Origin of the sequence: Thermoactinomyces sp. FSL K6-2592 (assembly GCF_038006465.1) — a bacterium.
Taxonomy (GTDB): domain Bacteria; phylum Bacillota; class Bacilli; order Thermoactinomycetales; family Thermoactinomycetaceae; genus Thermoactinomyces; species Thermoactinomyces vulgaris.
The window spans coordinates 33,419-47,786 of sequence record NZ_JBBOVH010000001.1 but is presented as its reverse complement, the minus strand read 5'-3'; the positions used below and the strand labels follow the sequence as shown (position 1 = coordinate 47,786).

At 50.3% G+C, this 14,368-nt stretch carries 11 protein-coding genes and 1 other annotated feature; all 11 genes read left to right on the top strand.

The genetic code is table 11. The features are described from left to right. Positions 1–143 precede the first annotated feature (143 nt). The 11 genes from rplK to fusA all read left to right on the top strand — a co-directional run bounded on the left by rplK (position 144) and on the right by fusA (position 14,320). The gene (rplK, locus tag NYE37_RS00325) at positions 144–569 is read left to right on the top strand and encodes a 50S ribosomal protein L11 (RefSeq protein ID WP_037997076.1); all 426 of its coding nucleotides are present in this window, start codon (positions 144–146) and stop codon (positions 567–569) included. Between the two features lie 88 nt (positions 570–657). Then, the gene (gene rplA / locus NYE37_RS00320; RefSeq protein WP_037997019.1) at positions 658–1,356 is read left to right on the top strand and encodes a 50S ribosomal protein L1; all 699 of its coding nucleotides are present in this window, start codon (positions 658–660) and stop codon (positions 1,354–1,356) included. 140 nt (positions 1,357–1,496) lie between these two features. Then, positions 1,497–1,652: a sequence feature (ribosomal protein L10 leader region), on the top strand. Between the two features lie 26 nt (positions 1,653–1,678). After that, a complete protein-coding gene (gene rplJ, locus NYE37_RS00315) occupies positions 1,679–2,182 on the top strand; it encodes a 50S ribosomal protein L10 (protein WP_037997020.1) in 504 nt (167 codons plus the stop codon). A gap of 41 nt (positions 2,183–2,223) precedes the next feature. Beyond that, positions 2,224–2,589 carry a 50S ribosomal protein L7/L12 gene (rplL, locus tag NYE37_RS00310; protein WP_037997021.1) on the top strand — a complete coding sequence of 122 codons (366 nt, stop codon included), beginning with the start codon at positions 2,224–2,226 and terminating at the stop codon, positions 2,587–2,589. Positions 2,590–2,709: 120 nt separating this feature from the next. Next, the gene (locus NYE37_RS00305; protein ID WP_037997022.1) at positions 2,710–3,312 is read left to right on the top strand and encodes a class I SAM-dependent methyltransferase; all 603 of its coding nucleotides are present in this window, start codon (positions 2,710–2,712) and stop codon (positions 3,310–3,312) included. A gap of 235 nt (positions 3,313–3,547) precedes the next feature. Beyond that, positions 3,548–7,102, top strand: coding sequence for a DNA-directed RNA polymerase subunit beta (rpoB, locus tag NYE37_RS00300; RefSeq protein WP_037997024.1), 3,555 nt, complete (start codon positions 3,548–3,550; stop codon positions 7,100–7,102). A 71-nt stretch (positions 7,103–7,173) separates the two neighbouring features. Then, the gene (rpoC, locus tag NYE37_RS00295; RefSeq protein WP_037997026.1) at positions 7,174–10,788 is read left to right on the top strand and encodes a DNA-directed RNA polymerase subunit beta'; all 3,615 of its coding nucleotides are present in this window, start codon (positions 7,174–7,176) and stop codon (positions 10,786–10,788) included. An 86-nt stretch (positions 10,789–10,874) separates the two neighbouring features. Continuing rightward, positions 10,875–11,129: a 50S ribosomal protein L7ae-like protein gene (locus NYE37_RS00290; RefSeq protein ID WP_198051079.1), complete on the top strand. Its 255-nt coding sequence runs from the start codon at positions 10,875–10,877 to the stop codon at positions 11,127–11,129. A 151-nt stretch (positions 11,130–11,280) separates the two neighbouring features. Next, positions 11,281–11,694, top strand: a complete 414-nt coding sequence (gene rpsL, locus NYE37_RS00285) for a 30S ribosomal protein S12 (protein WP_037997033.1) — start codon at positions 11,281–11,283, stop codon at positions 11,692–11,694. A 45-nt stretch (positions 11,695–11,739) separates the two neighbouring features. Further along, on the top strand, positions 11,740–12,210 hold the full coding sequence (rpsG, locus tag NYE37_RS00280) for a 30S ribosomal protein S7 (RefSeq protein WP_037997036.1): 471 nt from the start codon (positions 11,740–11,742) through the stop codon (positions 12,208–12,210). Between the two features lie 34 nt (positions 12,211–12,244). Beyond that, complete coding sequence (gene fusA / locus NYE37_RS00275; protein WP_198241565.1) at positions 12,245–14,320, top strand: elongation factor G; 2,076 nt, start codon at positions 12,245–12,247, stop codon at positions 14,318–14,320. Positions 14,321–14,368 lie beyond the last annotated feature (48 nt).

Sequence of the window (14,368 nt, the reverse complement as noted above, 5' to 3'; positions counted from 1 at the left end):
TTTTGTGTGTGGTAAAGTATAACTGTTTGTTTTATGTTACCCCCATCTTTGGGGCGAGCGCAAGCCTGACTGAAAGGGAGCTTGCCTTTCCGTGGGAGGGTAATACCCGAGAAAACCACATGTTTGAAGGAGGTTGGATTCGCGTGGCCAAAAAAGTCATTAAAGTGGTCAAGCTGCAGATTCCGGCTGGGAAAGCCAATCCGGCACCGCCTGTAGGTCCGGCATTGGGTCAAGCTGGTGTGAACATCATGGGATTTTGTAAAGAGTTCAATGCCCGCACGGCTGAACAGGCCGGACTGATCATTCCGGTTGAAATCACGGTTTATGAAGACCGTTCCTTTACGTTTATCACCAAAACTCCTCCAGCTGCCGTTCTCTTGAAGAAAGCAGCCGGGATTGAATCCGGATCCGGTGAACCGAACCGGAATAAAGTAGCGACCATTAAACGGGATAAAGTGCGTGAGATCGCTGAAATGAAAATGCCCGATTTGAATGCCGCAAGTGTGGAAGCTGCCATGCGCATGGTGGAAGGCACGGCAAAAAGCATGGGCATTCAGATCGAAGACTGATCGGGTGAAGAGCCGGGCTGCTCTGCCACGAGCAGCTTGAAGCTTGTGGGAGGATCTTCCGCTAAGACCACGAAAGGAGGAAATGAACGTGGCAAAACACGGCAAAAAATATCTTGAGGCGCTTAAAAAAGTTGACCGCGAAAAACTCTACAGCCCTCAAGAAGCATTGGAACTTGTGAAAGAAATTTCCACTGCGAAATTTGATGAAACGGTTGAAGCAGCGTTCCGTTTGGGAATCGACACCAAAAAAGCTGACCAGCAAGTGAGAGGTGCGGTGGTGTTGCCGCATGGTACCGGGAAAACCAAACGTGTTCTCGTCTTTGCCAAAGGGGAGAAAGCAAAAGAAGCTGAAGCTGCCGGTGCCGATTATGTCGGGGATGAAGAGACGATCAACAAAGTCAGCCAAGGATGGCTTGATTTTGACGTGGTTGTGGCCACTCCCGACATGATGGGGCAAGTCGGTCGTTTGGGACGGATCCTGGGACCGAAAGGATTAATGCCAAACCCGAAAACCGGTACGGTTACCTTTGAAATCGAGAAAGCCGTAAAAGAAATCAAAGCCGGCAAAATTGAATACCGTGCCGACAAAGCCGGTATAGTCCACGCTGCGATCGGTAAAGTTTCCTTTACGACAGATCAATTGCGTGAAAACTTGCAAGTGTTGGCTGACGCTTTGATGAAAGCCAAACCGGCTGCTGCCAAAGGAACCTACATGAAGAGCGTGACCGTTTCTTCGACCATGGGACCTGGCGTTTCCGTCAGCGCACAACAATTGGTTGGTCGTTAATTTTTGCATCTGGAAATCTTTTGCACGGGGCAATAAAGAGAACAAGTATTGCCCGGTGATGACTTTTCTGATATAATCCGTGTCATGATGTGATTCGCCGGTGGCAGTGTGTCTGCTTCGGATGAGGTGAATCCGCAATAATTGGATATAGCTTTTTACCGTAGACAGTAGGTGCCGAAGTTGCTGCTTAATATCCTACCGAGGTAAGGATACATGCATGGATGTGGTGTGTTCCACGGAATCCATACGAGTAACGGAAGCCTTCGACTGTCTACGGAGGCTTTTTCTATTTTTAAAAACTCCTGATGAGGAGGTGTGCCGCGTGTCCAAAGCGATTGAAAGAAAAAAACAAGTTGTCGCAGAAATCGCAGAAAAACTGGAAAAGAGCAAAAGCACCATTGTAGCTGACTATCGCGGTTTGGATGTAAAACAAATGAACGAGCTGCGCAAACAGTTGCGCGAAGCCGGCGTTGAATTCAAGGTGCTCAAAAATACGCTGACCCGCCGCGCTTGCGAACAAGTCGGCGCCAACGACCTGACCGAGCATCTGACCGGACCAACCGCAGTTGCATTCAGCTACGAAGATGTAGTGGCTCCGGCCAAAATTCTCCATGGCTTTGCCAAAGAGAACAAGGAGCTGGAAATCAAAGGCGGTTTGGTGGAAGGTAAAGCCGTCAGCCTTGATGAAATCAAGGAACTGGCAGAACTGCCGTCCTACGAAGGTTTGCTCTCCATGTTGCTTAGCGTGTTGCAAGCGCCTGTGCGCAACTTTGCACTGGCTGTCAAAGCAGTGGCTGACAAAGATGGAGAAGCTGCCGAAGCTTAAAAAATTATTGATATCTAACAGAATGCAAGGAGGTTTCCTTTATGTCTAAAGAAGAAATCATTCAAGCGATTAAAGAAATGAGCGTTCTCGAACTGAACGATCTTGTAAAAGCAATCGAAGAAGAATTCGGTGTAACTGCTGCGGCTCCGGTTGCAGTGGCTGGTGCTGCCGGCGGCGGGGATGCTGCTGAAGAAAAAACTGAATTTGATGTTGTGCTTGCCAATGCAGGCTCCTCCAAAATCAACGTCATTAAAGCCGTTCGCGGTATTACCGGCCTCGGCTTGAAAGAAGCAAAAGCACTTGTTGACAACGCTCCGTCCCCGGTCAAAGAAGGAGTTTCCAAAGAAGAAGCAGACAAAATCAAAGCAGAACTCGAAGAAGCCGGTGCTACTGTAGAAGTTAAGTAATCGTTTGGATCCGGCTAACCCGTCGTCATACGGTCGGCGGGTTCTCTTTTTAAAGCAGACGATCTGAAATTTGAGATGAGAAGGACTGATCCTCTCTTCAAAAAAGGAGATCCGTTATCCATGGCTGATCACTATTTTTCCCGTCAACCTGAGTCGAAAAGTGAAGAGCGCGAAATCCAAGCCGTTCTGTCGGGTGAATCTTTCCGGTTTAAAACGGATGCCGGTGTGTTTTCGAAAAAGGGAATTGATTTTGGCACCCGCCTTTTGATTGAAAGCGCCGAGATTGAACCGGAATCCGCCGTCCTTGATTTGGGCTGCGGCTACGGAGCGGTTGGAATTGCGGTGAGCAAAACGGTTCCGGATGTAGCAGTGACCATGGTGGATGTGAATGAACGGGCTGTTCAGCTGGCAAAAGCGAATGCAGCTTTGAATCAAGCGGATGACCATGTGGAAATTTTGGTCAGCGACGGGTTCTCTCAATTGCAAGGCAGAAAATTTGACCATATTTTGTTAAACCCGCCGATTCGTGCGGGGAAATCAACGATTTACCGTCTGTTTAAAGAAGCGTCTGTTGCCCTTCATCCAGGGGGATCTTTGTGGATCGTCATCCGCAAGCAACAGGGAGCGGAATCGGCCAAAAAAGAGTTGGAACAATTATTTGCAGATGTGGATGTGGTCCGGAAGAAAAAAGGGTATGTCATTATCCGCTCACGAAAAGATTGACACTAAATTTTCGTTATGATAGTGTATTAAATTGCAGAAAGTGTCTTTGAACTCATAGAATCATTGAAAACGGTTGTGTGAAAACCGGTTGGTTTATTGCGCGATCCAACTGGATAAAATAGGTAAATAGACTGCTTCTAGGTAAAAATGAGGTTCAATATCACTCATTTTCTTTTTTTACTTTGACAACCGCATCTGGAAAGCGGTTTTGACTGGGTGCGAGGGGGGAGTTTATTTGGCTGGTAAAATGATCCCGTGTGGTCGTCGGCAACGTCGTAGTTATGCTCGCATTAACGAGGTTTTGGAACTACCGAATCTGATTGAGATTCAATTGAAGTCATACCAATGGTTTTTGGATGAAGGTTTGCGGGAAATGTTCCGCGACATTTCGCCTATCGAAGATTTCACGGGGAATCTGGTGTTGGAATTTATCGATTACAGCTTGGGCGAACCCAAGTATACCGTGGAGGAAGCAAAAGATCACCAGGTTACCTATGCAGCACCGTTGCGCGTGAAAGTTCGCCTGATCAACAAAGAAACCGGTGAAGTCAAGGAACAGGAAGTGTTTATGGGTGACTTCCCGCTCATGACAGAAACCGGAACCTTTATCATCAACGGCGCAGAACGAGTCATTGTAAGCCAATTGGTTCGTTCGCCCAGTGTGTATTATAACACGAAAGTCGATAAAAACGGGAAACCGACTTATACTGCCACAGTAATTCCAAATCGTGGCGCTTGGCTTGAGTTGGAAACCGATGCCAAAGATATCATTTATGTTCGCATTGATCGTACACGGAAAATTCCGGTGACGGTTCTTTTGCGTGCGCTCGGATTCAGCAGTGATGCGGAAATCCTCGAGTTGTTGGGGGATGACGAGTATATCCGCAACACCCTGGATAAAGACAACACGGGGAATACTGAAAAAGCGCTGATTGAAATTTATGAACGTTTGCGTCCGGGTGAACCGCCAACCGCGGAAAATGCCCGCAGTCTGCTTTATGCGAGATTTTTTGACCCGAAACGGTATGACTTGGCAAGTGTCGGACGCTATAAAATCAATAAAAAACTGCATATCAAAAACCGTTTGATCAATCAAAAACTGGCTGAACCCATTGTGGATGCAGAAACCGGCGAAATTTTGGCCGAAGCCGGACAAGTCTTGGAGCGCCGCGTGTTGGACAAGTTGATGCCTTATCTCACCGGGGAAAAGGCATACGGTTACAAGTCCTACAAAGTGCGTGGAGGCGTGCCGGAAGACGGAACGATTGAGTTGCAATCCATCAATATTTTCTCCCCGTTGGAAGACGGAAAAGTGATCAAAGTCATTTCGAACGGGGAAGTGGATGACTCGGTCAAACACATTACCGCTGCGGATATTTTGGCTTCCATTAACTACTTTATCAACTTGTTGCACGGGGTTGGCTCAACGGATGACATTGACCATCTCGGAAACCGCCGTCTGCGTTCCGTCGGGGAATTGTTGCAAAACCAATTCCGGATCGGTTTGTCCCGGATGGAGCGTGTGGTACGTGAACGGATGTCCATCCAGGATGCCAATGCCATCACACCGCAAGCGCTGATTAACATTCGTCCGGTGATTGCCGCGATCAAAGAGTTTTTCGGCAGCAGCCAGTTGTCCCAATTCATGGATCAGACCAACCCGCTGGCTGAGTTGACGCATAAACGCCGTTTGTCAGCCTTGGGTCCCGGTGGTTTGACCCGGGAGCGCGCAGGGATGGAAGTGCGTGACGTTCACCACTCACACTATGGTCGGATGTGTCCGATCGAAACTCCTGAGGGTCCGAACATCGGGCTGATCAACTCTTTATCGACATATGCACGGGTCAATGAGTACGGCTTTATCGAGACGCCTTACCGCCGGGTCGATCCCGAAACCGGAAAGGTGACGGATCAAATTGATTATCTGACTGCGGATGAAGAAGACCATTTCTATGTTGCCCAAGCCAACGCAGAACTGAACGAGGATGGAACCTTTGCCCATGAAACGGTGACCGTCCGTTACCAAGATGAAACGATTACCGTTCCGCGGGATCGGGTCGATTACATGGACGTTTCCCCGAAACAGGTCGTGTCGGTGGCAACGGCATGTATTCCATTCTTGGAAAACGACGACTCCAACCGTGCGTTGATGGGATCGAACATGCAGCGTCAAGCCGTTCCGTTGCTCCGCCCGAGAGCACCGTTTGTCGGGACCGGCATGGAACATATTGCCGCCAGGGATTCGGGGGTCATGATTCGTGCCAAACGGCCCGGCACCGTTGTGCGGGTTACAGCGGATGAAGTATGGGTCCGCCATGAGGAAGAAGTGGACGGCCGCGTGGTTGAAGGGGACATCGACAAGTACAAGCTGACGAAGTTTGCCCGTTCCAACCAGGGAACCTGCATCAACCAGCGTCCGGTTGTCAAGTACGGGGAGAAAGTGAAAGCCGGTGACACGCTGGCGGACGGACCTTCAACCGAACAAGGGGAATTGGCCCTGGGACAAAATGTGGTTGTCGCGTTCATGACGTGGGAAGGTTACAACTACGAGGACGCGATCTTGTTAAGTGAAAAGCTTGTGAAAGAAGATGTTTACACATCGATTCACATTGAAAAATACGAAAGCGAAGCACGGGATACCAAATTGGGACCGGAAGAAATCACACGGGATATTCCCAATGTCGGGGAAGATGCGCTGAAAAATCTGGATGAACGCGGAATCATCCGCGTGGGGGCTGAAATCAAACCCGGCGACATCCTCGTGGGGAAAGTCACTCCGAAAGGAATGACCGAACTGACCGCGGAAGAGCGCTTGTTGCACGCCATCTTTGGTGAAAAAGCGCGGGAAGTTCGCGACACCTCACTGCGCGTTCCCCATGGAGAATCCGGAATCGTTGTCGATGTAAAAGTGTTTACCAGGGAAAACGGAGATGAGTTGCCGCCTGGCGTCAACCAACTGGTTCGCGTGTACATCGCCCAAAAACGGAAGATTTCCGAAGGGGACAAAATGGCGGGACGCCATGGAAACAAAGGGGTTATCGCAAAAGTTCTGCCGGAAGAAGACATGCCGTTTTTGCCCGACGGCACGCCGGTTGAAGTGGTGTTGAACCCGCTCGGGGTTCCGTCACGGATGAATATCGGACAGGTTCTGGAAGTCCACCTTGGGATGGCTGCAAAAGCTTTGGGGCTTCATATGGCGACACCGGTCTTTGACGGTGCGACCGAGAACGATGTCTTTGACACGTTGGAAGAGGCCGGACTTAGCCGGGACGGGAAAACCATCCTGTACGACGGCCGGACGGGTGAACCGTTTGAAAACCGCGTCACGGTCGGGGTTATGTATATGATCAAGCTGGCTCACATGGTTGACGATAAAATTCACGCCCGTTCAACCGGACCGTACTCACTGGTTACCCAGCAACCGCTTGGAGGTAAAGCGCAGTTTGGCGGTCAGCGGTTCGGTGAGATGGAGGTATGGGCGCTGGAAGCTTACGGTGCAGCCCACACCTTGCAGGAAATTCTCACTGTGAAGTCAGACGATGTCGTCGGTCGTGTGAAAACGTATGAAGCGATTGTCAAAGGTGAAAATGTGCCAGAGCCGGGTGTTCCCGAATCATTCAAAGTTCTCATCAAAGAACTGCAAAGCTTGGGTATGGATGTCAAGATCCTTGCCGGCGATGAGCAGGAAATTGAGATGCGCGAACTGGATGAAGAAGATGAACCGGCCAATGAAAAGTTAGGATTTGATTTGTCGGTCGATGAAGGCAATAAATCCAACTCTTCTTCGTAGTGCGAAAGGGGGAGCGTGTGAAACGCTCTCCTTACGCACAACGGGATGAATCCTGAGGGAGGAATCGCCCAATGCTCGATGTAAATAACTTTGAATTTATGAAAATTGGTCTCGCCTCGCCCGAGAAGATCCGTTCCTGGTCCCGTGGTGAGGTGAAAAAACCCGAAACGATCAACTATCGTACGTTAAAGCCGGAAAAAGAAGGCTTGTTTTGTGAAAAAATCTTTGGTCCGACCAAAGACTGGGAGTGTCACTGCGGAAAGTACAAACGGGTCCGGTATAAAGGGGTTGTTTGTGACCGGTGCGGTGTGGAAGTAACCCGTTCGAAAGTGCGCCGCGAACGCATGGGGCATATCGAATTGGCCGCACCCGTCTCCCATATTTGGTACTTCAAAGGAATTCCCAGCCGGATGGGTCTGGTTCTGGATATGTCTCCCCGTTCACTGGAAGAAGTGATTTACTTCGTTTCCTACGTGGTCGTGGATCCGGGATCGACCCCGCTGGAGAAAAAACAATTGTTGTCGGAAAAAGAATACCGTACTTACCGCGAAAAATACGGTTCCGCATTTACAGCCATGATGGGGGCCGAAGCGATCAAACGGTTGCTTTCCGAAATTGATCTGGATAAAGAAGTCGAGGCACTGAAAGAGGAACTGCAAACCGCACAAGGGCAAAGACGCAACCGTGCGATCAAACGTTTGGAAGTGCTGGAAGCATTCCGCACCTCCGGAAATGATCCGGCATGGATGGTTTTGGATGTTTTGCCGGTGATTCCTCCGGAACTGAGACCGATGGTCCAACTGGATGGCGGACGGTTTGCCACTTCCGACCTGAACGATTTGTATCGCCGGGTGATTAACCGGAACAACCGCTTAAAACGTTTGTTGGATTTGGGTGCTCCGGATATCATCGTGCAAAACGAGAAAAGAATGTTGCAGGAAGCGGTCGACGCCTTGATCGATAACGGCCGTCGCGGTCGTCCGGTGACCGGTCCGGGAAACCGCCCGCTGAAGTCGTTGTCGCATATGTTGAAAGGGAAACAAGGACGTTTCCGTCAAAACCTGCTCGGAAAACGGGTCGACTATTCCGGCCGTTCGGTAATCGTCGTCGGACCCCACTTGAAAATGTACCAATGCGGCTTGCCCAAGGAAATGGCTTTGGAGCTCTTTAAACCGTTTGTCATGAAAGAGTTGGTGGCAAGAGGGCTGGCCCACAACATCAAAAGTGCTAAACGGAAAGTGGAACGCGTCCATCCCGAAGTTTGGGATGTCTTGGAGGACGTGATCAAAGAGCATCCGGTTCTGTTGAACCGTGCGCCGACGTTGCACCGTCTGGGAATCCAAGCGTTTGAGCCGGTCTTGGTCGAAGGGCGTGCCATCCGTTTGCACCCGCTCGTATGTACGGCTTATAACGCGGACTTTGACGGGGACCAAATGGCGGTTCACGTGCCCCTTTCGGCTGAGGCGCAAGCGGAAGCCCGTCTGTTGATGTTGGCGGCACAAAACATTTTGAACCCGAAAGACGGCAAACCGGTAGTCACGCCTTCACAAGACATGGTTCTCGGTTCTTACTATCTGACGCTGGAAAAAAGAAACGATCCCGGAGAAGGAAGTGTGTTCTACTCCATTTCCGAAGCGATCAATGCATACGATCACGGTTATGTCACTTTGCATTCGCGGATTGCGATTCCGGCGAAAAACGTGGGCAAAAACGTCTTTACGGAAAAGCAAAAGGACGCACTCTTGGTGACAACCGTCGGGAAATTGATTTTCAACGAAATTTTCCCGGCAGATTTCCCGTATATCAATGAACCTTCCAAAGAAAACCTGGTACGCACTCCGGACAAGTATTTCATTTTCGAAAAAGGAACCAACGTGAAAGAATTCATCCAGAATATAGAGGAACCGTCCGCTTTGAAAAAAGGACACCTCGGAACGATTATTGCCGAGTGTTTCCGCCGTTTTGGAACAACGGTGACCTCTGAGGTTCTGGACAAAGTCAAAGAGTTGGGATACAAGTATTCCACCAAAGCGGGAATCACGATTTCCGTTTCCGATGTCACGGTTCCGGAAGAAAAGAAAGACATTCTGGCCAAGGCAGACGAAGAGGTTAAAAAAGTCCTCAAGCAATACCGTCGCGGTCTGATCACCGACGATGAACGGTATGAACGCGTCATTTCGATCTGGAGCCAGGCCAAAGACCAAATCACGGACGTCCTGATGAAGAATATGGGCAAATTCAACCCCATTTATATGATGGCCAACTCCGGTGCGCGGGGGAACGTGTCGCAAATCACCCAGCTGGCGGGAATGCGCGGTCTGATGGCAAACCCGGCCGGTAAGATCATTGAACAGCCGATTCGTACCAACTTCCGTGAAGGGCTGACCGTGTTGGAGTACTTTATTTCAACACACGGTGCACGGAAAGGTTTGGCGGATACCGCCCTCAGAACGGCAGACTCCGGTTATTTGACCCGCCGTTTGGTCGACGTGGCTCAAGATGTGATTGTGCGTGAAGACGACTGCGGTACGGATAAAGGAATTTCCGTGACCAAACTGGCCGAAGGCAATGAAGTGATTGAGGAACTGTATGACCGGATCGTGGGACGGGTTTCCTTCCAAACGGTTCGTCATCCGGAAACGGGTGAAGTGATTGTCCGCCGGAATGAATTGATCGATGAAGACATCGCCAAAGAAATTGTGGATGCTGGCATCGAAGAAGTAGTCATCCGTTCGGTGCTGACATGCCGGACCCGACACGGGGTGTGCAAAAAATGTTACGGACGCAACCTGGCCTTGGGTACGCCGGTGGAAGTCGGTGAAGCCGTCGGAATCATTGCCGCCCAATCGATCGGTGAACCCGGAACCCAGCTGACGATGCGGACGTTCCATACAGGCGGGGTGGCCGGAGACGACATCACCCAAGGTTTGCCACGGATTCAAGAGCTGTTTGAGGCCCGGAATCCAAAAGGTCAGGCGGTCATCAGTGAAATTGCCGGTACGGTCAAAGACATCCGCGAAACCAAGGATCGCCGTGAAATCGAAATTGAAGGAGCGGTGGAATCCAAAGTTCATGTCGTTCCGTACGGCGCACGGCTGAAAGTGGACGTGGGTGATGTTGTGGAAGCCGGTGTGGAGCTGACCGAAGGTTCGGTGGACCCGAAAGATCTGCTCCGCATCAAAGGCGCCCGCGGGGTTCAAAATTATATCTTGCGCGAGGTACAAAAAGTGTACCGCTTGCAAGGGGTTGAAATTAACGATAAACACGTTGAGGTCATGGTTCGCCAAATGATGCGCAAAGTCCGGATCACCGATGCTGGAACGACGGACTTGTTGCCGGGGTCCATCGTGGATATTCACGATTACGAAGATGCCAACCGGAGAGAACTGTTGTCGGGCGGGGATCCGGCAGTGGGCCGTCCGGTTCTGCTCGGAATCACCAAGGCTTCACTGGAGACCGATTCCTTCCTGTCGGCAGCATCGTTCCAAGAAACAACCCGCGTCTTGACCGATGCCGCCATCAAAGGAAAAGTGGATCGTCTGTTGGGATTGAAAGAAAACGTGATTATCGGGAAATTGATCCCGGCCGGTACCGGTATGGACCGTTACCGTTCCATGGGATACAAGTTGGCGAATGAAGTCGGGGACAGCGACAAACAGGAGATGGAAAAGGTAACGATTGAATAGTGTTTTTTATTGACTTTGCTCATTCATGGTGGTAATATATCCTCGTGTGCTTGGATGTAAATTATTCACTTTGGAGGGCAGCAAGCATGTCTTATGAAAAAGTGAAACAAGCAAATTCGTTAACGATTGGTGCCAAGCAAACGAAGAAAGCCATTGAACAGGGCATTGCCACCCGGGTGTTTGTGGCTGATGATGCGGATCCGCGAATCACAGAACCGATTGTTATGCTTTGCAAAGAGAAAGGAATCGTTGCGGAACATGTCGACTCCATGAAAAAGCTCGGAAAAGCTTGCGGCATTGAAGTCGGCGCAGCGACGGCAGCGATTTTGAAAGAAGTGTGAGCGACGATATAAACGGTTGGCCGCGCAGGGTGATTGCGCGGCTGGCCTCCTGAAACATAAGTCGTTCCCATTTTTATAACCACAGATGGAACACCTGGATCTGTGGTCTTGTGAACAAGTTAAATCCGCGCCAAAGGGAGGTGCCTGAAGAATGCCGACAATTAACCAGCTCGTGCGTAAAGGTCGTAAAAGCAAAAAATCTCAATCCAAATCACCAGCGCTTCAATACACCTACAACACGCTGAGAAAAGAGGTTGTACACCAAAGTGCACCGCAAAAACGCGGAGTATGTACCCGTGTGGGCACGATGACGCCGAAAAAGCCGAACTCCGCTTTGCGTAAATATGCCCGTGTCCGTTTGACAAACGGAACCGAGGTGACGGCGTACATTCCGGGAATCGGCCATAACCTGCAAGAACACTCCGTGGTTTTGGTTCGTGGCGGACGTGTTAAAGACTTGCCTGGTGTGCGTTACCACATTGTGCGTGGCGCTTTGGACACGGCCGGAGTGACCGACCGGAAACAAGGCCGTTCCAAATACGGTACCAAACGCCCGAAAAAATAATGAAGCATAAGATTTGACAAAATGGGATAAAAAGGAGGGAGAAGCATGCCGCGTAAAGGCCCAGTACCTCGTCGGGATGCGCTGCCGGATCCGATTTACAACAGCAAACTGGTTACCCGTCTGATCAACCGGCTGATGTATGACGGAAAAAAAGGAGTTGCTCAGCGCATTTTGTACAATGCCTTTGATATCATCCGCGAGCGTTCCGGAAATGATCCGATGGAAGTGTTTGAACAAGCACTGAAAAACGTAATGCCAGTATTGGAAGTAAAGGCACGTCGTGTTGGGGGTGCCAACTACCAAGTGCCGGTTGAAGTCAAGCCGGAGCGCCGTACCAGCCTTGGTTTGCGTTGGCTCGTGAACTATGCCCGTCTTCGCAGCGAGAAGACCATGGAAGAGCGTTTGGCCAACGAAATCATGGATGCAGCAAACAACACAGGAGCTGCAGTGAAGAAGAAAGAAGATACACACCGGATGGCAGAAGCAAACCGTGCTTTTGCACATTATCGCTGGTAATTTAAATTTGCCGACATGAAAGGAGAAATTTCCGATGGCCCGTGAATTCTCCTTAAAAAATACACGTAATATTGGAATCATGGCTCACATTGATGCGGGTAAAACAACGACCACCGAGCGGATCCTGTTCTATACCGGGCGTGTGCACAAAATCGGGGAAACCCATGAAGGTGCCGCCACGATGGACTGGATGGAACAGGAGCAGGAACGCGGAATCACCATTACTTCCGCCGCAACCACGGCTCAGTGGAAAGGACATCGGATTAACATCATCGATACTCCGGGTCACGTTGATTTTACCGTGGAAGTTGAGCGTTCACTGCGTGTATTGGATGGAGCTGTAGGGGTTTTTTGTGCGAAAGGTGGCGTTGAGCCGCAATCCGAAACGGTATGGCGTCAGGCTGACACCTATGGCGTTCCGCGCATTGCTTACGTAAACAAAATGGATATCATCGGTGCTGACTTCTACGGTGCCGTGGAACAAATGCGTGAACGTTTGAACGCCAATGCCGTTCCGATTCAGTTGCCGATCGGCGCTGAAGACACGTTTGAAGGCATCATTGACCTCATCAACATGAAAGCGATCTTTTACCTCGATGACTTGGGAACCCGGTCCGAGGCCCGCGACATTCCCGAAGAGTATAAGGAAAAAGCGGAAGAATACCGCACGGCATTGGTGGAAGCGGTCGCTGAGTTGGATGAAGAGTTGATGATGAAGTACCTCGAAGGGGAAGAATTGACCGTTGATGAAATCAAAGCGGCACTCCGCAAAGGAACATGTAACGTAGAAATCACACCGGTTCTTTGCGGTTCTTCCTACAAAAACAAAGGGGTTCAATTGTTGCTGGATGCTGTCGTGGATTATTTGCCGTCCCCGCTCGACGTGCCGGACATCCAAGGAACATTGCCGGATGGCACCGAAGCCACCCGCAAATCCGGGGATGACGAGCCGTTTGCAGCGTTGGCGTTCAAAGTCATGACAGATCCGTATGTAGGAAAATTGACGTTCTTCCGTGTGTATTCCGGTACATTGGAATCCGGTTCCTATGTACTGAACTCAACCAAAGGAAAACGTGAACGCATCGGTCGTATCCTGCAAATGCACGCAAACCACCGTGAAGAGATCAGCACCGTTTATTCCGGTGACATCGCTGCAGGGGTGGGACTCAAAGACACCACCACCGGTGAAACCCTGTGCGATGAAAAACACCCCATCATCCTGGAATCGTTGGAATTCCCGGAACCGGTGATCCACATTGCCATTGAACCGAAGTCCAAAAGCGACCAGGATAAAATGGCAGTGGCTCTTTCCAAACTGGCTGAAGAAGACCCGACCTTCAAAACGAGAATGGATGAAGAAACGGGTCAAACCATCATCAGCGGAATGGGAGAGCTTCACCTGGACATCATCGTTGACCGCCTGAAACGCGAATTCAAAGTGGAAGCGAATGTGGGTGCACCTCAGGTTGCCTACAAAGAAACCTTCCGTTCTTCCGCAAAAGTGGAAGGAAAATTCGTGCGTCAGTCCGGTGGACGCGGTCAATACGGTCACGTATGGATCGAATTCGAGCCGCTGGAAGAAGGCGCCGGCTTCGAATTTGTCAACAAAATTGTCGGTGGGGTTGTACCGAAAGAATACATCCCGGCCGTACAAAGCGGTATCGAAGAAGCCATGCAAAACGGTGTGTTGGCGGGTTATCCGTTGGTGGACATCCGTGCGACACTCTTCGACGGATCTTACCACGATGTGGACTCGTCGGAAATGGCCTTTAAAATCGCAGGTTCCATGGCGTTGAAAGCAGCCAAGGACAAATGTAACCCGGTTCTCCTCGAGCCCATCATGAAAGTGGAAGTCGTGGTTCCGGAGGAATACATGGGAGATGTCATGGGTGACATCAACTCGCGCCGCGGACGTGTGGAAGGAATGGAATCCCGTTCCGGAGGCCAAGTCATCCGTGCGATGGTTCCGCTCGCCGAAATGTTCGGTTACGTAAACACCTTACGTTCCCGCACACAAGGACGCGGTGTCTTCACAATGGTGTTTGACCATTATGAAGAAGTGCCGAAAAACATCGCGGATGAAATTGTCAAAAAAGCAACTGGCGCTTAATGGCAAACCCTGCTAAACTACCTGGAGAAGCGGAAAAATGTCCGCTTC

What these genes read in the sequence shown, in the direction of transcription:
- fusA (WP_198241565.1), top strand. Translation starts at nt 12,245, where the DNA reads ATGGCCCGTGAATTCTCCTTAAAAAATACACGTAATATTGGAATCATG.
- rplL (WP_037997021.1), top strand. Translation starts at nt 2,224, where the DNA reads ATGTCTAAAGAAGAAATCATTCAAGCGATTAAAGAAATGAGCGTTCTC.
- rpoC (WP_037997026.1), top strand. Translation starts at nt 7,174, where the DNA reads ATGCTCGATGTAAATAACTTTGAATTTATGAAAATTGGTCTCGCCTCG.
- rpsG (WP_037997036.1), top strand. Translation starts at nt 11,740, where the DNA reads ATGCCGCGTAAAGGCCCAGTACCTCGTCGGGATGCGCTGCCGGATCCG.
- NYE37_RS00290 (WP_198051079.1), top strand. Translation starts at nt 10,875, where the DNA reads ATGTCTTATGAAAAAGTGAAACAAGCAAATTCGTTAACGATTGGTGCC.
- rpsL (WP_037997033.1), top strand. Translation starts at nt 11,281, where the DNA reads ATGCCGACAATTAACCAGCTCGTGCGTAAAGGTCGTAAAAGCAAAAAA.
- NYE37_RS00305 (WP_037997022.1), top strand. Translation starts at nt 2,710, where the DNA reads ATGGCTGATCACTATTTTTCCCGTCAACCTGAGTCGAAAAGTGAAGAG.